This window comes from Sphingobacterium sp. SGL-16, from assembly GCF_011043515.1.
GTDB classification, from domain to species: domain Bacteria; phylum Bacteroidota; class Bacteroidia; order Sphingobacteriales; family Sphingobacteriaceae; genus Sphingobacterium; species Sphingobacterium litopenaei.
Genome location: NZ_JAAKGQ010000008.1, coordinates 65,075 through 90,293, shown reverse-complemented (window position 1 = coordinate 90,293; position 25,219 = coordinate 65,075). Strand labels below are relative to the sequence as shown.

The 25,219-nt window shown below is 37.0% G+C and carries 23 protein-coding genes; 16 read left to right on the top strand and 7 right to left on the bottom strand.

Going from position 1 to position 25,219, the window contains the following annotated elements; translation table 11 throughout:
- Nucleotides 1-43: 43 nt before the first annotated feature.
- Both G5B32_RS04890 and bshC read left to right on the top strand, forming a co-directional pair.
- Nucleotides 44-1,357 (top strand): nicotinamide mononucleotide adenylyltransferase, encoded by a 1,314-nt coding sequence (locus G5B32_RS04890; RefSeq protein WP_165290427.1) that lies wholly within the window; start codon nt 44-46, stop codon nt 1,355-1,357.
- 161 nt (nt 1,358-1,518) lie between these two features.
- Nucleotides 1,519-3,108 (top strand): bacillithiol biosynthesis cysteine-adding enzyme BshC, encoded by a 1,590-nt coding sequence (gene bshC / locus G5B32_RS04885; RefSeq protein ID WP_165290426.1) that lies wholly within the window; start codon nt 1,519-1,521, stop codon nt 3,106-3,108.
- 18 nt (nt 3,109-3,126) lie between these two features.
- Here the strand turns inward: bshC and G5B32_RS04880 are convergent, their stop codons facing one another.
- The 5 genes from G5B32_RS04880 to G5B32_RS04860 form a co-directional block, all read right to left on the bottom strand.
- Nucleotides 3,127-3,465, bottom strand: a complete 339-nt coding sequence (locus tag G5B32_RS04880) for a hypothetical protein (protein WP_165290425.1) — start codon at nt 3,463-3,465, stop codon at nt 3,127-3,129.
- 74 nt (nt 3,466-3,539) lie between these two features.
- Nucleotides 3,540-3,911: a DUF2809 domain-containing protein gene (locus tag G5B32_RS17620; protein ID WP_165290424.1), complete on the bottom strand. Its 372-nt coding sequence runs from the start codon at nt 3,909-3,911 to the stop codon at nt 3,540-3,542.
- Between the two features lie 89 nt (nt 3,912-4,000).
- Nucleotides 4,001-4,936: a hypothetical protein gene (locus tag G5B32_RS04870; protein ID WP_165290423.1), complete on the bottom strand. Its 936-nt coding sequence runs from the start codon at nt 4,934-4,936 to the stop codon at nt 4,001-4,003.
- A gap of 99 nt (nt 4,937-5,035) precedes the next feature.
- Nucleotides 5,036-5,953 (bottom strand): citrulline utilization hydrolase CtlX, encoded by a 918-nt coding sequence (gene ctlX, locus G5B32_RS04865; RefSeq protein ID WP_165290422.1) that lies wholly within the window; start codon nt 5,951-5,953, stop codon nt 5,036-5,038.
- Nucleotides 5,953-6,867 (bottom strand): dimethylarginine dimethylaminohydrolase family protein, encoded by a 915-nt coding sequence (locus G5B32_RS04860; RefSeq protein WP_165290421.1) that lies wholly within the window; start codon nt 6,865-6,867, stop codon nt 5,953-5,955. Before G5B32_RS04860 ends, ctlX begins: the two co-directional genes overlap by 1 nt.
- A 317-nt stretch (nt 6,868-7,184) precedes the next feature.
- On the opposite strand from G5B32_RS04860, the gene gcvP reads away from it, so the two are divergent.
- The 13 genes from gcvP (at nt 7,185) to G5B32_RS04795 (ending at nt 22,695) form a co-directional block, all read left to right on the top strand.
- Complete coding sequence (gcvP, locus tag G5B32_RS04855) at nt 7,185-10,049, top strand: aminomethyl-transferring glycine dehydrogenase (RefSeq protein ID WP_165290420.1); 2,865 nt, start codon at nt 7,185-7,187, stop codon at nt 10,047-10,049.
- Nucleotides 10,050-10,161: 112 nt separating this feature from the next.
- The gene (locus G5B32_RS04850) at nt 10,162-11,175 is read left to right on the top strand and encodes a PorP/SprF family type IX secretion system membrane protein (protein WP_165290419.1); all 1,014 of its coding nucleotides are present in this window, start codon (nt 10,162-10,164) and stop codon (nt 11,173-11,175) included.
- 46 nt (nt 11,176-11,221) lie between these two features.
- Entirely contained in the window at nt 11,222-11,932 is a 711-nt protein-coding gene (locus G5B32_RS04845; protein ID WP_165290418.1) for an SAM-dependent methyltransferase, read from the top strand.
- Between the two features lie 18 nt (nt 11,933-11,950).
- Entirely contained in the window at nt 11,951-12,700 is a 750-nt protein-coding gene (locus G5B32_RS04840; protein WP_165290417.1) for an alpha/beta hydrolase, read from the top strand.
- Between the two features lie 2 nt (nt 12,701-12,702).
- Nucleotides 12,703-13,164 carry a hypothetical protein gene (locus G5B32_RS04835; protein WP_165290416.1) on the top strand — a complete coding sequence of 154 codons (462 nt, stop codon included), beginning with the start codon at nt 12,703-12,705 and terminating at the stop codon, nt 13,162-13,164.
- A gap of 11 nt (nt 13,165-13,175) precedes the next feature.
- Entirely contained in the window at nt 13,176-14,273 is a 1,098-nt protein-coding gene (locus G5B32_RS04830; protein ID WP_165290415.1) for a Nif3-like dinuclear metal center hexameric protein, read from the top strand.
- Entirely contained in the window at nt 14,273-15,007 is a 735-nt protein-coding gene (locus G5B32_RS04825) for a zinc ribbon domain-containing protein (RefSeq protein ID WP_165290414.1), read from the top strand. The genes G5B32_RS04830 and G5B32_RS04825 overlap by 1 nt, the downstream gene beginning before the upstream one ends.
- A 134-nt stretch (nt 15,008-15,141) precedes the next feature.
- The gene (locus G5B32_RS04820) at nt 15,142-18,435 is read left to right on the top strand and encodes a S41 family peptidase (protein WP_165290413.1); all 3,294 of its coding nucleotides are present in this window, start codon (nt 15,142-15,144) and stop codon (nt 18,433-18,435) included.
- A gap of 66 nt (nt 18,436-18,501) precedes the next feature.
- On the top strand, nt 18,502-19,434 hold the full coding sequence (locus G5B32_RS04815) for a CPBP family intramembrane glutamic endopeptidase (RefSeq protein WP_165290412.1): 933 nt from the start codon (nt 18,502-18,504) through the stop codon (nt 19,432-19,434).
- Entirely contained in the window at nt 19,415-19,639 is a 225-nt protein-coding gene (locus G5B32_RS04810; RefSeq protein WP_165290411.1) for a putative signal transducing protein, read from the top strand. Before G5B32_RS04815 ends, G5B32_RS04810 begins: the two co-directional genes overlap by 20 nt.
- Entirely contained in the window at nt 19,629-20,429 is an 801-nt protein-coding gene (locus G5B32_RS04805; protein ID WP_165290410.1) for a phosphatidate cytidylyltransferase, read from the top strand. Before G5B32_RS04810 ends, G5B32_RS04805 begins: the two co-directional genes overlap by 11 nt.
- A gap of 1 nt (nt 20,430) precedes the next feature.
- Nucleotides 20,431-21,093 (top strand): DUF2461 domain-containing protein, encoded by a 663-nt coding sequence (locus tag G5B32_RS04800; RefSeq protein ID WP_165290409.1) that lies wholly within the window; start codon nt 20,431-20,433, stop codon nt 21,091-21,093.
- Nucleotides 21,094-21,114: 21 nt separating this feature from the next.
- Entirely contained in the window at nt 21,115-22,695 is a 1,581-nt protein-coding gene (locus G5B32_RS04795; RefSeq protein WP_165290408.1) for a calcineurin-like phosphoesterase C-terminal domain-containing protein, read from the top strand.
- Here the strand turns inward: G5B32_RS04795 and G5B32_RS04790 are convergent.
- Nucleotides 22,692-23,888 (bottom strand): anhydro-N-acetylmuramic acid kinase, encoded by a 1,197-nt coding sequence (locus G5B32_RS04790; protein WP_165290407.1) that lies wholly within the window; start codon nt 23,886-23,888, stop codon nt 22,692-22,694. The two genes, G5B32_RS04795 and G5B32_RS04790, sit on opposite strands and share 4 nt — an antisense overlap.
- A gap of 73 nt (nt 23,889-23,961) precedes the next feature.
- Between G5B32_RS04790 and gcvH the strand changes: the two genes are divergently transcribed.
- Complete coding sequence (gene gcvH, locus G5B32_RS04785; protein ID WP_165290406.1) at nt 23,962-24,342, top strand: glycine cleavage system protein GcvH; 381 nt, start codon at nt 23,962-23,964, stop codon at nt 24,340-24,342.
- A gap of 58 nt (nt 24,343-24,400) precedes the next feature.
- Here gcvH and G5B32_RS04780 read toward each other — a convergent pair whose 3' ends face one another.
- Nucleotides 24,401-25,153, bottom strand: coding sequence for a DUF6263 family protein (locus G5B32_RS04780; RefSeq protein ID WP_165290405.1), 753 nt, complete (start codon nt 25,151-25,153; stop codon nt 24,401-24,403).
- Nucleotides 25,154-25,219 lie beyond the last annotated feature (66 nt).

Sequence of the window (25,219 nt, the reverse complement as noted above, 5' to 3'; positions counted from 1 at the left end):
TTGTTTATCTGATTAATTAAACTCATTTTTTTATCTTTGCAGCATGGCAAGAGAGATATTCGAAACAAAGCGCAAGGCTTTGAAAATTAACCTCGATCCAGCTATCTATGGGACATTTGCGGAGATTGGAGCTGGACAGGAAGTAGCGCGTAATTTCTTTGAAGCAGGTGCTGCTTCGGGAACTATTGCAAAGACGATGTCAGCTTACGATATGGCATTTTCGGACGCAATATATGGCGCGGAAGACTCGGGAAGATATGTGAGTAGGACAAGATTACGTAAAATGTTAGCGCACGAATTTACCCTCCTGACTGAAAGACTACACACTGAAAAATACGATAATAAAAGATTCTTTGCATTCGCAGATACTGTAACTACCCTAAATTTTACGAAAACAAATGATCCACACGGTTGGTTAGGTATTCGTTTTCAATCAGAGGTTGATGGTCCTACTAATGACATCATTATGCATGTTCGTTTATTGGATTCGGACAATAGATTGCAGTCCAAAGTATTAGGTATTTTAGGTGTTAATCTGGTGTTTGCAGCTTATTATTATGCGAACGATCCACAGGTGATGATTGAATCTTTGGTGGACAATTTATCTGTAGGAGCGGTAGAAATTGATTTGATAAAGCTAGAAGGACCTGTCTTTGAGAATGTAAATGAGCGATTAGTGAATTTATACCTTATTGCTAAAGGCTTCTCAAATGCGGCAATTTTCAAACCAGATGGTAAAGCTGCGCAAATTAAAGACTTCTTGTACCGAAAGGATATCGTAGTATTGCGTACTAAATATCGCCAAAAATCGTTGCCAAACTTTGACTTGTTTAACCAGGCGGTGGAACAATTCAAGAAAAATACAAATGCAAAACCTCAAAACACTGTCGTCCTGATTGAGGTATTGATGGGTAATGTATTGGATGAAGAGTCTGATTTAACAATTGATGATTTAAAATATTTTGCGGATCGTGCCGAAGAATTATGTGCTACAGGAAATAATATCTTGGTATCCAACTTTAGACGGAACAATCACTTGGCGGAATTTTTCAAAAGCTTCAAGCCAAACAATGTAGGTATTGCAACAAACGTTTCGAACTTGCGTAATATCTTCAATTCGGACAATTACAGTAAAGAAAACTATACAAATGAATTGTTGTCATACATTTCTGGTATGTTTAGCAAAAATGTGAAATTGTATGCTTATCCATTTCTTGACAATAAAGCACACGAAATTATCACCACTAAAAATCTTAAAGTTTCGGAAGAAGCAAAACCTTTATATGATTTCTTAATTCAGAATCAGTATATTATTGATATTGAAAATTACGACGAGAAATACGTGAAAACAGTATAACCGTTTTTCTATATATAAAATGACAATCCCTAAAGCGTTGCTTTCGGGATTTCTTTTGTCAAATCTTCGCTATAATTCTATTACGTCATAGTGCTTTTTGCATTTTTCTGTAAATTGTATACCCAATTACTATACATTTGTGGTGAAAATAATTCTGTTGGATGAAAGCAACTTACATTGAGTATAAGGATACAAATAGTTTCTCTAAGACATTACTAGCTTATCTTGCTGGAGATGAAGGATTAAAACCTTATTATGGCAATAATCCGAACTACGAAGGCTTTGAAAAGCAAATAGCATTAAAAGCAGATTTTGCTCATCGAGATGTGTTGGTTTCATCGCTCAAGTCTCAATATGGGGATTTATTGCAGGATGCTCCAGAAGTGGCGAAAAACATTGATTTATTAGCTCAATCCAATGCTTTCACGATTACGACTGGGCATCAGTTGAATATTTTCACTGGTCCGCTCTATTTTATTTTCAAAATAGCTTGTGCTATTCGATTAGCAAAAGATTTAAAAGGCAAATATCCAGACAAAGAATTTGTGCCTGTATATTGGATGGCTTCTGAAGATCATGATTTTGCTGAAATAAACAATACACGTGTTTACGGCAAAAAAATAATATGGGATGTGCCAGGTATTTCGGGTACAGGAAAGATGGATACTAGTTCTATGGATGCGGTTGTCCGTCAGTATATTGGCATGCTGGGCTTGTCCGACAACTCGACTAAGTTAGCGAATATTGTGGAGGAAGCATATTTGAGAGGTCGTAATTTAGCAGATGCAACACGTGTGTTAGCGAATGCTTTGTTCAAAGAATATGGATTGGTTATAGTAGATGCAGATCGCAAAGAGTTGAAAGAAGTTTTTGCGCCAATTATTCAAGAAGATATTCTTGAAGAGAAAAGTTTCCAAGCGATTTCAAATACAACAAAAGAATTAGAAGAAAAAGGTTTTTCAACGCAGGTTCATGCTCGAGAATGTAATTTTTTCTATTTAACGGATGAATTTAGAGAACGTATCGTTAAAAACGAAGAGGGACGCTACGAAGTCTTGCATCGTGAAATTTATTTTTCAGAAGAGGAAATAAAACAAGAAATAGACGATAATCCAGAACGATTTAGCCCGAATGTGGTCATGCGACCATTGTATCAGGAGGTTATTCTCCCAAATCTGGCATACATAGGTGGGGGAGCGGAGATTGTGTATTGGTTACAGTTTAAAGCTAATTTTGATCAATATGGAGTGCCTTATCCTATTTTGGTACCGCGTAATTCAGCGATGATTACGGACGATGCTGTGGCAAGTAAAATTTATCGACTTGACCTAACGTTTAAATCTATTTTCAAATCCACTACTGCTTTGCAGAATGAATATGTACGCAGACATACTACACATCGATTAAATCTACGTGATGAATGGATGGAGTTTAATGCCATCTTTGGTAAAATTAAATTGCGTGCCCATAAAATCGATGCGAGTCTGGCGCCGAGTACTGAAGCTGTCAAAGCAAGGTTAAAGAAGGCTATTAATAATCTTGAAAAAAAATTGTTGAAAGCAGATAAGCGCAACCATGAGGAAGCGCTTATTCAAATAGAACGAGTTAAAGACAAATTGTTTCCAAATGGTGGGTTACAAGAGCGTTCAGAAAATTTCGCGACGCTGTATGTTAAATATGGCGATGATTTAATCAAAGAATTGATTAAGCATTTTAATCCATTGGATTTCAAGTTTACAATATTGTATTAACGGAAGATAAGCTTTGGGCTATCTTCTGTTTTTTCTATGTTTTTTATAATATCGATCATAATCCGAAGTAATATATTGTTCTTTTGGTCCCCATTCTTCTAGTTTATTATCAATAAAGTTATACCAATTCAATAGGGTATCTGTTCTAAAGGGACGACTCGGGTATTCATAGATTTCTAAAATTCCATCATCATATTTTTTTGCTGCAACTATTTGAATTGGTTTTCCAGCTATAGCAATGACTTCCTCTGTTGTCATACCAATTTTTATTAAAGTATAATCTTGTGAATAATAGACACCACAGCTAGACAGAGTTGCTAGAATAATTAACACGAAAGAGGCTTTTAGTAATTTCATAATATTGTTTTTAGTCGATAAATATGACTTTTAAATATTACGTAGGTTTAGTGCAGATTCAATTGAATTGAAATTTATTTTTTAGAAAAAATAAATTTTTTATCGAGAAGGTAGCACGCAAATGCCCCGATGCTGTAGGCAATTAAATCCGACCAAAGAAAACCTTGACCTAAGACTAATCTTAATAAAGAGTGATTACGAGCTTCGATAAGAAGAGGAGTTTGTACAAGTTGTAAGAATTCAATAATAAAGCAAAATACAATTGATAACAAGAGTGCGAAATACAAAGGTTTCCTAATAAACACAAACCGAAATCCTAAATACACCATTACAGCGTAAAGTGCGTCCCCAGTTGCCAAAGGAAGAAACTCTATTTTGCGTGAAAACAAACCGAGAGCAATTGTGATAAGAATAAGGATAAAATATAGGTATCTCCTCTTTTCCATAATACAATATAGTGTAATAAAACAAAAAACCTCCAAAGTCAGAGAACTTCGGAGGCGAGGAGAGTTGAAATTTGAGAATTATTTATAGACTATGGTAAGTCATTGATAGCGTCTATCACTTCTTGAATTGTTCCATTTTGCAATTCAGTTAAATTAAAAGCGACTGTGCTATTTGCGTTAATAGTAGTGACAGGTTTTACAGCATATTTAAATCCATTATTATATTCTGCTACTAAAATATAATATACTTCAGCTCCGATTGGCATTCTAGTATTGGCATATGCTAAGGAATTTGGACGAGTTTTCGTAGCCATGAAAATATAACTATTACTGTTATTAAATCCAGTAGGTGTTTGGAAAGTGATGGTAGTAAATCCTTGCCCCAGATCAACAAATTTGTCAAAATTAAACCAGTCGAAATTATTTAAGAACACATTATAGGCGTCGGCATTTATTGCTTGGTTGAAGCCTGTCCAAGTTTCGACAGTTTGGGTGATATTTTCCCAGCTTAGATTTCCGTTAGCGTCAATATTTCCTTTAAACGCTTCCATATCTTGGTCTATGCCTCCTGTGATACTTGTAGGCGCATGTATAGAATAGCCGCAATCGGATATTAATTCTTCGCCATTTTGGGTGACTTTAACCAGAAATTCCCCTCCTGAGGTTAATAATTTCGGTTCACCAGCTTGAATACCAACCGTAGGTTTGTTGGTCACTAGCATAGTACCTCTATCGAAAATCTCGATATATGAAAAATCCACTTCGCCTAGGACAGGTTCACCGTTTTGCTTTTTCAAACAGGAGCCATTTATAAAGACTTTGACACCCTTTGCTGAGGTAAAAACAAAGTTGTCTTCCGCGTCAAAAGTGTCGTGTTGGGTAATTGCTTCTAGGTTACTGGCAAATAAGTCTCTTAGCGCATCGCCTGAGGGGCTGAAAATAGGCTCTTGAACGGTGTCATTTGAACAAGATATAGATGAGAAAACGAGTGTTCCTATTCCGAATAATTGTATAAGCTTTTTCATAATTTTAAAATTTAAAGGGTTATTAACTCTGTTGTTTCAATTATATCAACAGAATAATGAGTTTGTTACCCCCTCTAATTTTAAAATTAGAAGCCTTTATTAGTGAAATACTTCGGCGATCATGCAACGTATCGAGCCGCCTCCATATTTTTCAATGGTGTAAATGGGAATTGAAATTAATTTGCCAAAGCTCCGTAACTGTTCTTTTTGTTCTTCAGAAAAAGCATTAAAGGCCTGTTCGCTTAGTACAATTAGAGTTTCTTCCTCTTTATTTTTGAGTTCAAGGATATTTCCACAGAAATGGTGCATTTGCTTTTCGGAAATAGAGATGATAGACTTGTTAGTCGCTTCCAGGTTTGTTATAATCTCTTTTCTTTCCTCTTCATTCTGTATACTATCTAAACAAATCACACAGAACGCTGTTCCTAATGCCATCATTACGTTGGTATGGTAAATGGGAAGTCTCTGCTGTTCCACTTGTTGTGTAGCGTGAAATACGATTGGAGTATAGTCATTATCTTCACAAAAGATAGGAAGAAGGATTTCATTTGCTCTTTCAGAAATTGAGCAATAGGCAATTTTATTTACCCTATCTAAGATTAATACCCCTGTTCCTTCTAAAAAAAGTTCTTGCTCCGTATAAATGCTATAATCTTTTAACGTCTTGAACTGGATCCCATTTTTCTCTAGCACGCCTAAATGATTAAGAAAAATTTCGCATTGTCTATTGGCGGCAAACATGGGGTAAAGAATTGCCTTGTCCCCATGAAAGGAAATGACATTATTAGGGAAGATACTGTCTGGCGTATCAAATTTTCCAGAATCTTCAACTACAACAACTTTTACTCCTGCGTTCACCAAAATATTTACTGCATTATCAAATTCAGCTTGCGCCAATAGATTGGTGTTCTTTTCTGTTGTCTCTGTGTCTTGAAAATAGTTGTTAACTGCCGTTTCTTCATTCGCGCGAAAGGCAGCTGGCCGAACCATTAGGATACAATTAGTTGACTGAGCCATTATTCACGGATTAAAGGTAAAGTAGAACAGCGTAATAGGCCTTCCTGTTTTCCGATCTCATAGTAAGGGATTCTTTCTACTATAAATCCTTGATCTTCTAACCAATTATTGAGTTTGTCAAATCGTTGTTCAGAAACAATAACCTTGGGTGAAATAGAAAACACATTGGAATTCATTTCGTACATGCCATCTGCATCAATGTGATATAGGTTTTCTTCTCCGAATATTTCGACAATACGGTGGTAATCACTTGGGTTGCGGAATCCACCTTTAAAGATAATTCCCTTGTCTAGTCCTATGGGCTGAAAACAGCAATCTAAATGCAAGGCATTGGCGCGAGGATTGGTCATTGATTTTATCAAGTCACAGTCTATAACCTCTTTTTTATGGAATAAATCTTTCAAGAAATCGACTCCAAAGCGGTTGGTGCGCGCAGTATTAATTTCAGAATAGTCTAGCCCATAATATGTGCCGACAAAAAGATAATCGTTCCAAACGATCACATCACCGCCTTCGATATGTACTTCTTCAGGAGGAACAATAAAATTGTCCTTTTCAATTTGTTGGATAATATAATCTATGGCATTCCACTCTGCTGCGCGGTCTGGGAGAATATTAGATTTGATAAATAAATCGTCTATTACAAATCCAATGTCGCGTGTAAAAATTTGATTTAAATTGGGAATAAGTCGAGGTCTTAAAACTTCTACTTCATACTTTTTAAGCACGCTTTCAAAAGCCGATATTTCCTTTATCATATCTTCTTCTGTAGGATAAGTTCCTGCGAGTATATGTTCTAAAGATTTTGGGTCATAAGCCTCCTCGGCGTTAGGCGTAGCGCCATTGCTGTCGGCTCTTCCTAATACCACAGTTTTTAATTTTCCAGTCTCGTTTTTAACATTAAGTTTCAGCATATAAATTGGAGTTAATAGGTATTTCAAAAATACTAAATAGCAGTATAAGAATTTGATAGTTAGAAACTTTTGTAATTTTCACAACCTAAATGATTTGTACGTGAATATTTTTGAAATTTATTGTGAATCGCATTGTTTTTTAATAATAAAATCGAACAAACGTTTGCATGACAATAAATCTTTTGGTAAGAGGACAATCCTTCAAAAAGTATTCAAAATTCTGTATCTTTGCGCAACCAAACTTTAGGCTTTCGTTAAGGGAAAGAAATTGTTTGTCAAACTGTTAAATACTAAGTGTTCTTGCAATTATAAAGCAAATGAGTAACGTACATTACCAAGAAAAGTTTCAGGACCGTCACAACGGACCAAGTGCTGCACAAACCGAAGAGATGTTAAAATTTTTGGGTGTAGCTTCTTTAGATGAGTTGATTGAACAAACAGTTCCAGCTCAGATCAGAAGAAAAGCTATGAATCTTCCAAATGCATTAAGCGAAGTAGCTTATTTGGAGAAAGTAGCACAAATCGCTGAGAAGAATAAAGTTTTCAAATCGTATATCGGTCAAGGATATTATGATGTTGTTCTTCCGGGTGTTATTCAACGTAATGTATTCGAAAATCCAGGATGGTATACACAATATACTCCTTACCAAGCAGAGATTGCGCAAGGTCGTTTACAAGCTTTGTTAAATTTCCAAACTGTAATTTCTGATTTTACAGGTTTAGAAATTGCTAATGCTTCTTTGTTGGATGAAGGTACTGCTGCTGCTGAGGCAATGTTTATGTTGTATTCAGCGCGCAAAAACAAAGCTGCGAATGTATTCTTGGTTTCTCCAAATGTATTCCCTCAAACTTTAGATGTATTGACTACTCGTGCTACTCCATTTGGTGTAGAATTGAGAGTGGCTGATGTTACTGAAGCGAATTTGGCGGATGATGTATTTGCTGTTTTTGTTCAATATCCAGCAGCTGACGGAACAGTGGCGGATTATAAAAAATTAGCTGAATCGGCACACGCTAAAAATATTACAGTATGTGTGGCTGCAGATTTAATGTCATTAGCATTATTGACGCCTCCAGGCGAATGGGGTGCTGATGTAGTTGTGGGTAACTCACAACGTTTTGGTGTGCCAATGGGCTTTGGTGGTCCTCACGCTGCATTCTTTGCGACTAAAGATGCTTACAAACGTAATATCCCAGGTCGTATCATTGGTGTGACTTCAGATTCAAACGGCGAATATGCATTGCGTATGGCTTTGCAAACTCGAGAGCAACATATCCGTCGTGATAAAGCTTCTTCGAATATCTGTACAGCACAAGCATTATTAGCGATTATGGCATCGTTCTATGCGGTTTACCATGGTCCGAAAGGCATTCAGAACATTGCTACGCGTATCAATGACTTGGCTAAATTAGCTGATAAAGCTATCCAAGCTTTAGGTTATGAGCAAGTCAACAAAACTTATTTCGATACATTACGTTTCAACGTAGGTCAAGAAATTGATGGCTTGAAATCTGAGGCATTAAATAATGAATTAAACTTCTATTACAACGAAGGAACTGTAGGAATTTCTATCGATGAAACGACTACTTTCCAAGATATTGAAACAATCGTACGTGTATTCGCTAAAGTAAAAGGCAAATTACAAGATGATTTGGATTTAGAAGATTTGGCAAATGAATTAGGTACTTCTATTCCAACGGAATTGGTACGTAATACTGATTATTTGACTCACCCAATCTTTAATTCGTACCATTCAGAGCATGAGATGTTGCGTTATATCAAATCTTTAGAAGCTAAAGATTTGTCGTTGTGCCACTCGATGATTCCATTGGGTTCATGTACAATGAAATTGAATGCTACAACTGAGATGGTTCCCGTAACTTGGGCTCGTTTTGGTGGTTTACATCCATTCGCGCCAGCAGACCAAACTTCGGGTTACATGCAATTGATCAATGAGTTGAATGATTGGTTGTCAGAAATCACAGGTTTTGCTAAAATGTCGTTCCAACCAAACTCAGGTGCTCAAGGTGAGTACGCAGGTTTGATGGTAATCGATGCTTATCACAAAAGCCGTGGCGAAGGTCACCGTAACATCTGTTTGATTCCAGCTTCCGCACACGGTACTAACCCAGCTTCAGCCTCTATGGCTGGTCTAAAAGTTGTCGTTGTGAAAACGGATGACAAAGGTAATATCGATGTTGAAGATTTGAGAGAGAAAGCTATTGAGCATTCTGCCAACTTGAATTCTTTGATGGTTACTTACCCATCGACTCACGGTGTATTTGAAGAAACTATCATCGAAATCTGTAATATTATCCACGAAAATGGTGGTCAAGTATATATGGACGGTGCGAACATGAATGCGCAGGTTGGTTTGACTAGTCCTGGTTTCATCGGTGCTGACGTATGTCACTTGAATTTACATAAAACGTTCTGTATTCCACACGGTGGTGGTGGTCCTGGTATGGGTCCTATCGGTGTGGCAGCACACTTAGTACCTTTCTTACCAAATCATAAGGTGGTAGAGGTTTCTGGCGAGCAAGGAATCACTGCTGTGTCAGCAGCTCCATTTGGTTCGGCTTCTATCTTGTTAATTTCTCACTCTTACATCGCTATGATGGGTGCTGAAGGTTTAACAGACGCTACTAAAACCGCTATCTTAAATGCTAACTATATCAAAGCTCGTTTAGAAGGTCACTACCCAGTTCTTTATGCAGGAGCGAATGGTCGTTGTGCACACGAGATGATTTTAGATTGTCGTGCTTTCAAAAACTTTGGTGTAGAGGTTGGTGATATTGCTAAACGTTTAATGGATTATGGTTTCCACGCGCCAACAGTATCATTCCCTGTAGCAGGTACGTTGATGGTTGAGCCAACAGAATCGGAGTCAAAAGCAGAATTAGACCGTTTCTGTGATGCGTTAATTGCTATTCGTCAAGAAATCGCTGCAGTAGAAGCAGGTGAAGTAGACAAAGAAAATAACGTCTTAAAAAATGCTCCTCACACTGCTGCGGTAGTTTCAGGTGACGAGTGGGATAGACCTTATTCACGTCAAACGGCGGCTTACCCACTTCCTTACTTAAAAGTAGCTAAATTCTGGCCTTCAGTAGGTCGTGTGAATGATTCGCAAGGAGATAGAATGTTGATCTGTTCTTGTCCTTCAATCGAAGAATACGCATAATATATTTGCTCTTACATATATAAGTGAAAGGCTTGCAAAATTTTGCAAGCCTTTCTTTATTTTAAAATGTTATCTTTAAAATTAATATCAATTATGAAAACTTTAGTTAACCATGAGAATTGGATGTAGGATAATCCTTATTTATCTATTGCTAATTTTACACTTTAATACTTCCAAAGCCCAGCAATATATTCCTTTTGCGCAGCATGTTTTCAATGCTGCTCAGATTAATCCCGCTTATGTGGGATATAAGGAAATGTGGTTTGCGCAAATGGGGATACGTTCGCAATGGACAAGCATTAATGGCGCTCCGAGGTCAGGTTATGCTTCTGTAGATGGTATTTTGGATCCTATAGGAAAGCGACATGGCGCGGGATTGCAATTAGCTTACGACAAAATTGGTGTTCAATCTGCAACTTCTATGTTTGTGAGCTATGCGCTACGTTTACAAATAGACGATGATGACACTCAGCGGTTGAGTTTAGGAATCGCCGGAGGAGCCACACAATACAGCCTCAATGGAAATGATTTAGTATATATTGACGAAAATGATCCTTACATTCCTCGCGGAATGATAACTACATGGCGACCTGATATCCGCTTAGGTGCATTTTATTACCATCCGAAATTTTATATTGGTTTTGCGGTACATGATTTATTTTCTAGATCGGATAGTCGCGAAGATTTTGTTTACAATCAAAATTCTTTGGAAGGATTGTACAGGAATACCCATGCATATATCATGACGGGAGCCGCATTGAATGTTTCAGAGGGGTTGATCTTTAGACCGAGTATTTTGATTAAGGACGATTTAATAGGTCCTACGGCTTTTGATATCAATGGGATGGTGATATTTGATGAGAAGTTTTGGATTGGAGCAGCATATCGTTCTCGTTCCAGAATATTCGATCGGGAGTATGACGATTTACCTTTATCCAAATTCACTTCCTATAAATCCATAGGATTGCTCACACAGTTATATACCAGTTCTAAACTGCGCATAGGTTATTCCTTCGAGCATAGTTTGAATAAAATTGCAGGCATGAATAATGGAACACATGAAATCTCCTTAGGTGTTTCTTTAGGAAAATCCATGAACAGATTTCCTATGCCCAAATATTTTTAGCCCTCGCTAAAGTCCTATATCTCGACTTTTCTTTTTAGGTTTGCATATGCAACAAGGCAAACTTTATTTAATTCCTGTGCCACTTTCAGAAGGTGCAGAACCATTATCTTACACATTGGTTCATCATGATATCATCAATAAAATAGATGAGTACGTGGTGGAAAATGAGAAGACAGCTCGCAAATTCTTAAAGGCTGCAGGACTAACTATTCCTCAAAGTCAACTCACTATCCATGATTATGGGAAGCATGCGCGTGACAAAATGGATTACAATAAAGTATTTGCCCATGTGAGGAAAGGAAAAGATCTTGGCTTAATGTCTGAAGCGGGTTGTCCAGCTGTTGCAGACCCAGGTTCAGATGTGGTGATGGAAGCGCATAGAAGAGGAATTCAGGTTATTCCAATGGTGGGACCAAGCTCCATTTTATTGGCCTTGATGGGTTCCGGGTTTAATGGGCAAAAGTTTACATTTCATGGATATTTGCCTATAGATAAAGGGGATCGATCAAAGAAGATTAAAGATTTGGAAAATCAAAGCTTACGAGAAAAGGTGACACAGATATTTATAGAGACGCCTTTTCGGAACAATCAGCTTTTGACCGAATTATTGCGTATAGGAAAGCCATCTACCAAATTGTGTATTGCTGTGAATCTTACCGCTAAGGATGAAATCATTCTAACTAAAACTATTGCAGAATGGAAAAGTACTACTATAGATTTGCATAAGATACCTGCTATTTTTTTATTGTTTGCTTAACTATTTGTATTTTTAATTATGCGACATCATACACTTTTCACACTGCTTTTGATCCTGTTTACATTTACAGTTTCGTACGCTCAATCCACTTATGTTATTGTGCACGGAGCGTGGGGTGGAGCATGGCAATTTAAGAATACAGCAGAACAATTGCAGCAAAACGGACAAATAGTTTACCGGCCGACCATGACTGGTTTGGGTGAGCGTCATCATTTATATAAAAATGAAGTGAATCTTACGACACATATTACAGATGTCGTTAATACTATTTTGTTCGAAAACTTAAATGATGTAATCCTAGTAGGGCATAGTTATGGTGGAATGGTGGTAACAGGCGTCGCGGACAGTATTCCAGAAAGGATTAAGAAGGTGATTTATTTGGATGCGATTGTTCCAGACGAACGGCAGTCTGCCGTTCAGGCATTAGGCATGGATGAATCCACTGCCGGTAATTCTTTCGATGTGAAAGATGGCGTGGTCGTTCCGGCTTGGGTTAAGGATACGACAAAGACTCCACGTGATGTACCGCACCCTATTAAAACTTTTATGCAGCCTTTGAATTATTCTGCTGAAAAGCTTTCAAAGCGTCCAATTACTTACATTTTCACGTATGAGAATAATAAAGGTGGAAAAGAGAAAGATCAGTTTTATTCTTTTTATGAAAAGGCTAAAAAAAGAAATTGGAAAATCGTCGAGCTTGAAGCTTCACACAATCCTCAAATAGATAAATTAAACGAGTTAGTCGCTATATTGTTAGAAGAAAAGTAATAATGGAAGAGATCATCAATAGCCCAGAGTATAAATTATTAGAGCCGTATTTATTTGTTATTTCCCTCGCGTTTCTAGGTTTTTTGATTCTTTTAATTGTTGTATGCTGGCAATTAAGGTCTTCACTAATTAAAATAAAAGCAGAGAATCGCTGTATTCATCCGGAACAGGTATGGCTTTTATTGTTGCCATTCTTTAATATATATTGGAATTTCGTTGTTGCTCGTAAATTTAGTGACTCCTTGAATAATGAATTCTTTGACAAGAAAGTCGCTGTAGAAGAAAATCCAGCATTTAAGAATGGGAATATTTTCGCATGGAGTTTTCTCGCATTAAATTTCCCATTACCAGGATTTGTATTTTTTATCATCTTTATTCTTTCCTCCATATCCCTGTTGTTATATTCTTTAAAAATTAGAGAATTTAACCGATTGTTGGAGCAAGACTATACTGATTTTGATTAGATCAAACGTTTATGAAAATTAGAGAAATTACAGCATATTTAGAATCCATCGCCCCATTAGCTTATCAGGAATCTTATGATAATTCGGGATTGATCGTAGGGAATCCTAATGACGAGGTGAGCAAGGCATTAATTTCATTGGATTGTACTGAAGAAGTAGTAGATGAAGCCATTGGAAAAGGTTGTGATATTATTATTTCGCATCATCCTATTGTATTTAAAGGTCTCAAAAAATTCAATAACAAGAATTATGTAGAGCGTACAGTTATTAAGGCAATTAAAAATAATATTGCTTTGTATGCGATCCACACAAATCTAGATAATGTATTGGGAGGTGTGAGCTCAAAGATTGCAGAAAAACTAGAGCTTGAAAACACAGCTATTTTAAGTCCAAAATCAGGTTTGGTAAAGAAATTGGTGGTCTATGTTCCACGCGCTAATGTGGAGGAGGTTCGTCAGGCTTTGTTTGAAGCTGAAGCTGGAAGTATAGGCGATTACGATCAATGCAGTTATAATACGGCTGGATACGGCACATTTCGTCCATTGGCTGGGGCAATTCCTGCAATCGGAGAGATCGGAACACAGGAACGTGTAGAAGAAACAAAAATTGAAGTCATATTTCCTGCACAAATCGAAAGACAGGTCATCGTCAGTATGTTGGCGGCTCATCCGTATGAAGAGGTGGCGTATCATACTATTACCTTGGATAATAAATTGCAATATGTAGGATCGGGAGCTATCGGAAATTTGGCCGAGCCAATGGATGCTCAAGATTTTTTGGCTTATCTGAAAGATAAATTAAAATTGAATGTTATTCGTCATACTCATCTTTTGGACAAAAAAATTGCCAGGGTAGCAGTTTGTGGCGGTGCTGGTGGCTTTCTATTAAATGAGGCTAAACGTTCTGGGGCGGATATTTTTATCACCGCAGACTACAAATACCATGAATTCTTCGATGCCGAAGATGATATTATCATTGCCGATATAGGACACTATGAATCCGAACAATTTACGCAAGAATTATTATTAGAAATAATTCGGAAAAAATTTGTTAACTTTGCTGTCCTATTGACAGAAATAGACACAAATCCAATAAAATACTACAGTTAATGGAACAAACCGTAGAACAAAAATTAAAGGCATTGTGGTCGTTGCAATCGATCCACACCAAAATAGATAAGATTCGCCAAGTACGTGGTGAGCTTCCTATCGAAGTAGCTGACTTAGAGGATGAAATCGCTGGGTTGGAAACTCGTCTTGAAAAAATCAGAGTTGAATTAGACGATTTAGAAGATTCAATTGTAAAACGTAAAAATATGATCAAAGATGCGCAAGCAGCGATCAAAAAATACGAAGGACAATTGAATGAAGTAAAAAACAATCGTGAGTACGACGCTATTTCTAAAGAAATCGAAATTCAAGGTTTAGAAATTCAAGTTTGCGAAAAACGCATCAAAGAAGCTGAGTTTGAAATTAAAAACAAAACTGAGGCTTACGAGAAAGCGCAAGGTAACTTGGATTATGCTAAAGGTGAATTAGAGATCAAGAAACAAGAGTTAGAAACTATTGCTTCTGAAACTCAAATCGAAGAAGAAGCATTATTGCAAAAAGCAGAAGCGGCTTCTCAAAACAATGAAGAGCGTTTGTTGAAGGTATACAATAAGCTGCGTGGTTCTTACCGTAATGGCTTAGCTGTGGTTTCAATTGAACGTGATAGCTGTTCAGGTTGTCACAACAAGATACCGCCTCAATTGCAATCAGAAATTCGTCAACGTAAAAAATTGATCATTTGTGAGCACTGTGGTCGTATTTTAGTAGACGAAGAGATCTCATCTGAAGATTAAGAAATTAATTCGAAATAAGAAGAGGTAAAATCGATAAGGTTTTACCTCTTTTTTTTGCAACATATTGGTTATATGCCAAAGCTTATTGTTTAATTCATTTATATTTGAGTTAAATAACCACATATTGCCATAAAATGTTAAATAAGCTATCTATTATGCTCGGTGTCGCATTAAGTATCACCAGCATTTCTCCTTCCAAGGCACAAGAGGAAACCCTTTTACTTCGTAGTCCAAGCATCAGTGATACGCATCTTACCTTTGTGTATGGCGGTGACATTTGGGTTGCTGAGAAAAACGGCGCTAATCCAAGACGGGTTACTACCAATCCCGGGGTAGAGAGTAATCCTATATTTTCACCAGACGGCAAGCAAATTGCTTTCTCTGGAAATTACGATGGAAATAATGATGTCTATACCATACCGGTGTATGGAGGAGAACCCAAAAGAATAACTTTTCACCCGGCAGCAGACGTAGTTCGTGGCTGGTTGAATAATAATGAAGTGTATTTCACGACGACTCGTGAATTTCAGTATTCTTTAAGTTCGAGATTATACAAAACCAGCACAAATTCGGCTGTGGATATACCATTGATGATGCCAGAAGCCTTTCAGGGATCCCCTTCGGCAGATGGCCGTTATTGGGCTTATATCAAAAATTCTGATCCAACTGAGCGCGATCGTGTAGCCTTCAAACGCTACCGCGGCGGTGGTATGGTTTCGATTTGGGTTTTTGATACGCAGACTAAGAATGTGGAAGTAATTCCAGGAGATAGATGCAATGACGTAAAACCAGTGTGGTTAGGCTCAAAGGTCTACTTTTTGTCAGATAGAGATAAAGTGGTAAATGTATTCAGTTATGACACCCATTCAAAAAAGGTCGAAAAACTTACAAATTTCAAAGATTATGATGTGCGTACGTTGCAAGGAAGAGGAAACGAAATTGTTTTCGAGCAAGCCGGTCGTATTCACCTATTAGAAACAGGAAGTAAGAAAGTTAATACATTGAAAATTGCTATTGCGGCAGATCCAATGTACAAACGCTCGAAATATGTACAAGTGCGTGATGATATTCGTGAGTTTAACATTTCTCCTACGGGCCAACGTGTATTATTTCAATCTAGGGGTGAGGTCGTTTCAGTACCAAAAGAAAAAGGGGAAGCGCGTAATATTTCCAATGCACCCGGTAGCCATGAGAAGTTTCCTGCATGGTCACCCAACGGGAAATGGATTTCGTATTTGTCAGATGCCAATGGTAAATATCAATTGGTTTTGCGTGATCAGAAAGCTGTAGAAGAACCGACTTATATCGATTTAGGTAAAGACATTTTCTATTTTGAACCTGTATGGTCACCAGATAGCAAAAAATTAGTCTACTGTGATGCCCATTTAAATCTTTTTTATGTGGATATCGATAGCAAAAAAGTGGTAGCTGTTGATTCGGACAAATTAGCTTCGCAAACCGGAAGAACGAGAAACAATTTTTCACCTTCTTGGTCTTTTGATTCCGAATGGTTAGCCTATGAAAAGACGTTAAGTAATGGTCTTTCGGCAGTCTTTATGTACAACTTGAACACGAAAGTTGCACAACAGGTTACGGATGGAATGTCTTATGCTGGACAGCCTACTTTCAGTAGAGATGGTAAATATTTATTCTTTACAGCAAGTACTAATGTGGGGTTAAGCAATTCTGGTTTACACATGTCAGCATACGATCGTAATCCGGTTTTCAATGTGTATGCTTTTATATTGTCCAAAAAGACACCTACAATCTTCAAAACCGAAAGCGATGAAGAAGCGATAAAAGAAGATAAAAAGGAGGAGAAAAAAGAGGAACCGAAAACAGAGGAAAAGAAAAACGATAAAAAATCTGCAACTAAAAAGCCAGAAACGCCAGCGAAACCTGAGGTGAAAAAACTAGAAGTCGATTTTGATAATATCAATAGACGTATTATAGCATTGCCATTGCAACCAGGGTATTATACATTGGATGGTAATGTAGAGAATATCCTGATTTACAGAAGAGGCGGAATTATCGGTGCATATGATTTAGAAAAGGCTGAGGATAAAACATTAGTTGAAAACGGAGGACCATTTGTGATCAGTGCCGATGGTAAGAAAATGCTTTACCGATCGGGGCGTGATTATTATATCGCAACAGCGGGACAAAAACCAGCGCCTAATTCTGGTAAAGTAAATATTGACAATATTCAAATTGAAGTAGATCCTGCAGCGGAATGGAAACAAATTTTCAATGAAGTGTGGGCGATGCAGAAAGAGTATTTCTACGTTGAAAATATGCATGGTGCGGATTGGAAAGCGGTGAAAGCGAAATATGAGAAGTTTGTTCCTTATGTAAATCACCGTTCGGATTTGGGTTATTTGTTGAATGAAATGATGGGTGAACTAGTGGTGGGGCACGCTTACATTTATCCAGGAGATCAACCATCAAGTCCTTCTGTGAGTACAGGGACATTAGGTGCAGATTTAGAATATGTAAATGGTGTCTACAAGATTAACAAGATCTTTAGCACATTGGAATGGAATCCTTCTTTCAAAGCTCCTTTAGCTACTCCTGGATTGAATATCGAAGAGGGTCAATACATCGTAGCTGTAAATGGAGTTAAACTTTCTCCAGAGGTGAATCTTTACAAATTGCTTGAAAATAAAGTTGACAAACAAGTAGTGTTGAAAATTAACAGCAAGCCTTCGTTAGATGGAGCGCGTGAAGTGGTCGTAAAACCAATTTCTTTTGGACAAGAAATAGAATTACGTCAAACCGATCGTATTGAAGCTAATCGCAAAAAAGTTGATCAGTTGAGTAATGGTCAGATTGCTTATGTCTATATGCCAAATACAGGTAGAGAAGGTTATACCAACTTTAACCGTTATTATTTCTCGCAAATGGACAAAAAAGCATTGTTGTTGGATGAGCGTAATAATGGAGGTGGTTCAGTAGCAGATTACGTGATTGATTTATTGTCTCGCGATTTAATTGCAGGCTGGGGGATCCGCGATGGTAAATCGTTTACTACACCAGGTAACGGTATTTATGGTCCTAAAGCGATGATTATCAATGAAAATGCTGGTTCTGGAGGCGATATGATGCCATATATGTTCCGTTACAAAGGATTAGGTAAATTAGTTGGTCGTACTACCATGGGTATTTTGGTTGGTATTTCTGGCTATCCTTCACTTTTGGATGGCGGAAGTATTACTTCTCCAAACTTTGGTGTTTTTGACTTAAAAGGCAATTATATCATCGAAAATGAAGGTGTTGCACCTGATATTTTTGTGGAGCAGATGCCAAAGGATTTGTTGGAAGGAAGAGATCCTCAATTGGAAAGAACTGTTCAACTATTGCTAGAAGAAATGAAAACATATCCATATAAGGAAATCAAGAAGCCTGCCGATCCAATTCGTGTCAATTAATAAAAACATAATAAAAGGGACTGAAAAGTCCCTTTTTCATTAATAAATATTGTATAACTTTATCCAATGATTGATTTTTTGGAAAAACAGCATTCGCCGTGGCAGTCTATTTTATTGTTGCTCTTGCTGACGTTTGCTTGTAGTATAAGTATTCAAATTTTAGTTATTGTGCTAGGTTTGTTGACCAACGCCAATGCGCAAAGTTTTTTATCGAGTGGAGGTGATTTATCTGCTCTGCAGAATACGCCATTTTTTGTCTATGCTTTATTGGCTTCGAGTACATTTGGAACATTTTACCTTCCCGCGATCTTTCTTCAAAAAAGAGAACCTTACAACCTTTATTTTCCTTCGGAGAATAGGAATAATAACCTATTCTATATTTTAGCTATTGCTGGTCTATTGGCTTTTGGTCCAATGATGGGACTCATAGGTGAATGGAATGCGAATATGACCTTGCCCGAAGGACTTAAAGGCGTGGAGAACTGGATGCGTACGCAGGAAGACGCTTCAAATGATTTGATACGAAACATCGTTATGGTCGATAGTATTGGATTGCTATTTATCAATATCATTGTGCTGGCAGTATTCCCTGCTATTGCCGAGGAGTATTATTTCAGAGGTAGTGTCATGCATATTTTGCAACGAATCGTAAAAAATCAACATCTAGCAATTTGGATTACAGCCATTATTTTTAGTGCGATTCATGTGCAATTTTTTGGCTTTTTCCCACGTGTACTGTTGGGAGCATTTTTCGGTTATATGTTGATTTGGACAAATAATATTTGGGTTCCTATAGTGGGGCATTTTGTGAATAATGCTACTGTAACCATTTTAGCTTATTATTATACCACACAAGGTAAGTCTTTTGAAGACCTACAGTCTTACGATAACTACCCTATATTTGTGTATCTTGGCAGTTTGTTGCTGACTACAGCAATCGCTTTATTGTTTTATAAAAAATCGAAATCAAATATTAACTATGGAGAAGGGCTGGATTAAAGTTCGTACGTATACACAAGCTTTAGAAGCAGAAATTGTGAAACAAATGTTGGAGGAACATGATATAGCGGCTGTTCTGATAAATAAGCAGGATTCCTCTTATCTATTTGGCAAAATCGAATTGTATGTAAATGAAGCAGACGAAGCTATTGCGAATGTATTGATTAATAGTGCATCTTTTACGGAGGAGGACAATGCTAACTAGAGCAATTACTGGACTATTTTTTATCATTGTTCTGATTGGGGCTTTGCTATTGGGTGAAGTTGTATTTACTATATTTTTCAGTTTAGTCGGCATTGGAGCTTTGTATGAGTTTTATGGAATTGTCAAATCCGAAGACAATAAACCTAATGTTATTTTGGGCATGTTGTCTGCTCTTGTTTTGGCGGTTTTAATCGGCATTCATTGTATAGGCATCATTCCATTTAAGTTCGTTTGGTTGTTTATTCCTTTTTTCGCAGCAATTTTTATTGTGAGCTTATATCAAAAGAGCAAGTTGCCCTTTAATGATATTGCGTATACCATATTGGGTATTATCTATGCCTGTATGCCATTTTTATTCTTTGTGGCGTTAGGCTTTATTTCAGGCACTTTTAACCATTATATTCCTTTAGGTTTTTTGATTATTCTATGGGCGAACGATACAGGAGCTTATTTGTCGGGAAGAAGTTTTGGAAAGCATAAGCTTTTCGAACGCATTTCTCCCAATAAAACCTGGGAAGGTTTCATCGGAGGTGTCCTATTTGCAATGTTGATTGCGTTAAATTTGGAGCAATATTTTGGTTCTTTGGCGAAATGGGAATGGGTTACCATGGCAGCTATTATAGGCATATTCGGTACGTTGGGTGATTTGGTGGAATCCATGCTAAAGCGCAGTCTAGGTGTCAAAGATTCAGGTAATATCTTACCGGGACATGGCGGATTGTTGGATAGATTCGATGGTTTATTAATAGCAGCACCTTTAGTCTTTTTGTTTTTACTAATGCTACAATAATATGAATATAGCAGCTTCTACTTTTGATTTTCTGAAAACTCTACAAGAGAATAATAATAGAGAATGGTTCAATGCACATAAAGAGGATTATGAGAAGGCAAAAGATAACGTAGAGCTTTTTATTCAAACCTTGATTAATAAGCTTTCTGCTTTTGATCCGCATATTGATGAGTCTATTCAAGCAAAAAAATGCTTGTTTAGGATCTATAGAGATGTAAGATTTTCAAAAGATAAGTCTCCTTACAAGACTTGGTTTGCTGCTGGGATTTCTGTGGATGGACGTAAACTGGATGGGCCAGAGTATTATATCCATATTGGACCAAGCAATTCTTTTGTTGCGGTGGGTTATTGGCGACCAAAGAAAGAACATTTGGAAAGTATTCGTCAGGAAATTGACTATAATCTAAAAGCGTTCGAACAAGCTTTATCAGCAGGTAATTGGACCGTGGCTGATTTGTCACAAGAGGATAAGTTGGTTCGTCCGCCAGTTGGATATTCCGAGGATAATGATGCAATAGATTATCTGAAGCTTAAGAGCTTTATCATATTCAAGCCTTTGGAAGATCGTGATCTCTTGAAAGCTTTTGCATTAGAAGACATTGTACAAATATTCCAACGCACCTTACCTTTCAAAAATTTTATTCATGAAGCTATAGATATCTAATTTTAATACCTACTAATCATTATGAAAAACAAATTAATAAAGTATGCTTTTTGGGGAAGCTTATTTCTATGTTCATTTGAGGCCTCTGCGCAGCAATTTGCCAAAGGGATAGTCTTTGAAGACAGTAATAGAAATGGAAAGCGAGATAAGAAGGAAAAAGTATTACCGAACGTAGCCGTATCCAATGGACGAGAAGTCGTCCAAACCAATAGCAAAGGGGAATATAAATTGCCTGTCGGAGAAGACAATATTCTTTTCGTGGTAAAACCTTCGGGGTATATGACTCCTGTAAATGAAAATAACCTACCTCAATTTTATTATATACATAATCCTAAAGGTGCTCCAAAATTAAAGTACAAAGGTGTGGATCCGACTGGTCCTCTTCCAAAGTCTGTAGATTTTCCATTGCATCCAATAGAAGAGAAAGAAGAGTATAAAATAATTGTGTTTGGCGATCCGCAAGTTTACAATATGACCGAAGTCGATTACCTCAAAAGAGGGGTAGTGGAGGAGCTAAAAGGCGTGAAAGATTATGAGTTTGGAATCAGTTTAGGTGATTTGGTTGGAAATGATCCAAATTTGTTTGATCCGTACATCAATGTCATGAAAGATATTGGCTTGCCATGGTATCAAGTAATGGGTAATCATGATGAGAACTATGATGTGCCAAGTGATTCTTTAGCAGATGTTAGTTTTAAAGCGCATTTTGGTCCCAATAATTACTCCTTCAACAAGGGTAAAGTCCATTTCTTGTTTCTGGACGATGTATTGTATCAGGGACAGGATGCGGCTAAAAAATATATTGGCGGATTGCGCGAAGATCAGTTAGAGTTTATTGAAAATGACTTGAAGTATGTACCTAAAGATTATTTAGTAGTAATCTGTGCACATATTCCTCTAGTAAATAATGGAAAACACGCTATTCGTGAAGAAGATAATTTACGTTTATTTAAGGCATTGAAGGATTTCCCTTATACGTTTTCAATGTCCGCTCATACGCATTATCAAAAGCAGATCTTCATCGATAAAACGTTGGGTTGGCAACAAGAGCAACCTCACCATCATTATAATGTGGGTACAACTAGCGGAAGCTGGTATACGGGCGAATTGGATGAAAAAGGTGTGCCGCCTACCACTATGGTGGATGGAACTAAAAAAGGATATGCTGTAGTAACTTTCAAAGGCAATAAATATGAATTGGATTATCATGTCAGCAATGCTCCAAAAGACGAGAGAATGGGAATCTTTTTACCAAAAGTGACAGAGAAAAAGAAAAATTCGAAGGCCAGCATGTATGTCAATTACTATTTAGGCGGTGAAAAAGATACTATTGACTATCGTGTGGATGGCGGAAAATGGGTACTGATGAAGCGTACAGAAACCTATGACCCGCACTTGTTGTTAGAGGTTTTGAAATGGGATACTTCAGAAACCTTACTCAAAGGCTTACGGCCTAATGATCCAAACTTAAGCACACATATCTGGAAGGCTGCGGTTCCTTCGGATGTAGCAGTTGGCAAACATACTATAGAATTCCGCGTGCGTGATATGTTTGGAAGAACATTTACCACTTCACGGGAATATCAAGTAGCAAAAAACTAATACGGTAAACTAATTTTACCCATACATATAGCAGGAGAATCTTTTATGTTTTTAACATTATCAGGTGATCCTGCTATTGTTTCATTTGCTAATACAGCAAACAAACAAGCTTCTTTAGCATCTGGATTCATAGCAATATTATCAATCGATGTTACCTTATACTGCGGTAATCCATTCTTAATATTTTGCAACAATAGTGGATTGTGTAACCCACCACCACTTACGTATACTGCTACATTATCTAATCCCTCAGATACTTTAAGTATTCCGTCTATTATTGCTCGTGCAGAAAAAGCATTGAGCGTAGCCATAACATCTTCTTTAGAAAGGTTGCCTGTATTTGTTGAGAGCTGCAGTTCTTCTAAATAGGCTAAATTGAATAATTCGGGACCTGTGGTTTTAGGAAATTCTAATGTCAAAAATTCCTCCTTCATTAATGCTGTCAGTAATTCATAATTTACTTCTCCTTTGGAAGCAATTAGCGCATCACGATCCATTTCTACATTGAAATGCTTCTTCATATACTGATTCATTATGGTATTGCCTGGACCTAAATCTGTAGCAAAAGCTTTCAATTCAGAAGCGCCATGAGGTAAGAATGTGAAATTAGAAATTCCGCCAATATTTAAAAGAATGCGGTTCTCTGTTTGATCTGTAAATAATAAATAATCGCCATACGCGGCAAGAGGAGCACCTTCGCCACCTGCTGCAATGTGTTTTTGCCTGAAATCAGAAATTGTAATAATACCTGTTTTTACGGCTATATGGTCGGCGTCTCCTATTTGAAGGGTGCTATTGGGTAAGGAATAATCTTTGGTTAAAATTTGTGGAGCATGGTACACCGTTTGACCGTGACTCGCAATTAAATCTATTTCTGAAGGCGCCATATTCCATTTTTCTAATGCTTTATTAATAAGTTCTGCATGTACTTGTCCAATGTAAGCATTAATGCCACACAGTTCTTGCTGATCGATTTGTCGCTTTGCAAATATCTTGCGCACATTCTTTCTAAAATCATCTTCATAATCAATAGTTTCAAACTGAATCAGCTCTAATTGGGTGTCAATTCCTGTATTTTTTATTTTACATAAGGCAATATCGAGACCGTCCAAAGATGTTCCAGACATAAGACCCAAAATCAATCGATTGTTTTTCTGACTGATGGTATAGAGCTTCAAAATTTGATTATTCATGCGCTAAAATTAAGATATTCCTTTTTGCTATTGTCAAATGATAATGATATTTTTGAAAAAAAACGATTATAAAATGAATTTTCCAGCAGAATTAAAATACACAAAGGATCATGAATGGATTCGTGTAGAAGGTGATGAAGCCGTAATTGGTATTACTGACTTTGCACAACGTGAATTAGGTGACATCGTATTTGTTGACATCAACACAGTTGGCGATGAAGTAGCTGCTAATGATGTTTTTGGTACAATCGAAGCAGTAAAAACTGTGTCTGATCTTTTCATGCCAGCTACTGCTACAGTTTTGGCTATTAATGAAGCTATTGATGCATCTCCTGAATTAGTGAATTCTGATCCATATGGTGAAGGTTGGATTATCCGTGTGAAATTAGCAAATCCAGCTGATATAGATGCTCTTTTATCTCCAGATGAATACAAATCAGAAATTAACGCTTAATTCTGAGTATTAGATATAAATTAAAAGGGAACATCATTTGATGCTCCCTTTTAATTTTTTATTTAACTTCTTTTAATTCTGTTTTGGTTTTAATAGTAGCTCCTTGCATGGAGATATTACTTTCCGTAGAAGAAGAGATGGTCACGAAAGTTTTCGGATCTACAATAAAGTAGCCTGTTGTTGTACCTACTTTATTACCTGTAGCGTCTTCCAAATCAACGACACTTTCTATTTTATATCCTTCAGCATTTTTTTCAGTTAGTGTAAATTTAGACTTTGCGTTCACACCCAACTGTTCCATTTTATTTTCTGCTGTCCAGCTGTCTCCAATAGATACGCTATGGTTTGGGTATGTCGTACCCAAAGAGCTGAGGGATGATTTGTCAAATATTTGCTCAGATACATTAGGGAAGTCCACCTCTTTGATCTGACCTAAAGTGTTCATCGTATAAGTCAATGTATTTTCCAATAATGGTTTGAATTGCGAAGCAAACATTTTTTCCATTTCTGTAGATGGCTCTTTGCTCGAGTCATATGTAGCAGTCATGAGGCCTGCATCAATATCGACCTTCACATACGTATATTTTGCGGAAATATTTAATAGTGAATCTTGAACTTTGGAATAAGACATATCCATTTGCATAAGCATATCCATCATTACTGTTTGTGGACCTTCCACGTCCATTTTATTTACCATTTCATATTTTACAGGCTTATTAAGTTCTGGAGCTAATTTTAATGTTATTTTTTGCTGTGCGGTAGCACTTAATGCCAGAATGGAAAGTAAAAGTGTGTTGATTAATTTTCTCATATTTTTTAATTGTTTCTACAATATAATGATTTTCCGATAAATAGATTTTGTATTGGGCAAAAAAAA

Excerpts from the sequence above, each read along its gene's own strand:
- G5B32_RS04890 (WP_165290427.1), top strand. The coding sequence starts at position 44 with ATGGCAAGAGAGATATTCGAAACAAAGCGCAAGGCTTTGAAAATTAAC.
- bshC (WP_165290426.1), top strand. The coding sequence starts at position 1,519 with ATGAAAGCAACTTACATTGAGTATAAGGATACAAATAGTTTCTCTAAG.
- G5B32_RS04880 (WP_165290425.1), bottom strand. The coding sequence starts at position 3,465 with ATGAAATTACTAAAAGCCTCTTTCGTGTTAATTATTCTAGCAACTCTG.
- G5B32_RS17620 (WP_165290424.1), bottom strand. The coding sequence starts at position 3,911 with ATGGAAAAGAGGAGATACCTATATTTTATCCTTATTCTTATCACAATT.
- G5B32_RS04870 (WP_165290423.1), bottom strand. The coding sequence starts at position 4,936 with ATGAAAAAGCTTATACAATTATTCGGAATAGGAACACTCGTTTTCTCA.
- ctlX (WP_165290422.1), bottom strand. The coding sequence starts at position 5,953 with ATGGCTCAGTCAACTAATTGTATCCTAATGGTTCGGCCAGCTGCCTTT.
- G5B32_RS04860 (WP_165290421.1), bottom strand. The coding sequence starts at position 6,867 with ATGCTGAAACTTAATGTTAAAAACGAGACTGGAAAATTAAAAACTGTG.
- gcvP (WP_165290420.1), top strand. The coding sequence starts at position 7,185 with ATGAGTAACGTACATTACCAAGAAAAGTTTCAGGACCGTCACAACGGA.
- G5B32_RS04850 (WP_165290419.1), top strand. The coding sequence starts at position 10,162 with ATGAGAATTGGATGTAGGATAATCCTTATTTATCTATTGCTAATTTTA.
- G5B32_RS04845 (WP_165290418.1), top strand. The coding sequence starts at position 11,222 with ATGCAACAAGGCAAACTTTATTTAATTCCTGTGCCACTTTCAGAAGGT.
- G5B32_RS04840 (WP_165290417.1), top strand. The coding sequence starts at position 11,951 with ATGCGACATCATACACTTTTCACACTGCTTTTGATCCTGTTTACATTT.
- G5B32_RS04835 (WP_165290416.1), top strand. The coding sequence starts at position 12,703 with ATGGAAGAGATCATCAATAGCCCAGAGTATAAATTATTAGAGCCGTAT.
- G5B32_RS04830 (WP_165290415.1), top strand. The coding sequence starts at position 13,176 with ATGAAAATTAGAGAAATTACAGCATATTTAGAATCCATCGCCCCATTA.
- G5B32_RS04825 (WP_165290414.1), top strand. The coding sequence starts at position 14,273 with ATGGAACAAACCGTAGAACAAAAATTAAAGGCATTGTGGTCGTTGCAA.
- G5B32_RS04820 (WP_165290413.1), top strand. The coding sequence starts at position 15,142 with ATGTTAAATAAGCTATCTATTATGCTCGGTGTCGCATTAAGTATCACC.
- G5B32_RS04815 (WP_165290412.1), top strand. The coding sequence starts at position 18,502 with ATGATTGATTTTTTGGAAAAACAGCATTCGCCGTGGCAGTCTATTTTA.
- G5B32_RS04810 (WP_165290411.1), top strand. The coding sequence starts at position 19,415 with ATGGAGAAGGGCTGGATTAAAGTTCGTACGTATACACAAGCTTTAGAA.
- G5B32_RS04805 (WP_165290410.1), top strand. The coding sequence starts at position 19,629 with ATGCTAACTAGAGCAATTACTGGACTATTTTTTATCATTGTTCTGATT.
- G5B32_RS04800 (WP_165290409.1), top strand. The coding sequence starts at position 20,431 with ATGAATATAGCAGCTTCTACTTTTGATTTTCTGAAAACTCTACAAGAG.
- G5B32_RS04795 (WP_165290408.1), top strand. The coding sequence starts at position 21,115 with ATGAAAAACAAATTAATAAAGTATGCTTTTTGGGGAAGCTTATTTCTA.
- G5B32_RS04790 (WP_165290407.1), bottom strand. The coding sequence starts at position 23,888 with ATGAATAATCAAATTTTGAAGCTCTATACCATCAGTCAGAAAAACAAT.
- gcvH (WP_165290406.1), top strand. The coding sequence starts at position 23,962 with ATGAATTTTCCAGCAGAATTAAAATACACAAAGGATCATGAATGGATT.
- G5B32_RS04780 (WP_165290405.1), bottom strand. The coding sequence starts at position 25,153 with ATGAGAAAATTAATCAACACACTTTTACTTTCCATTCTGGCATTAAGT.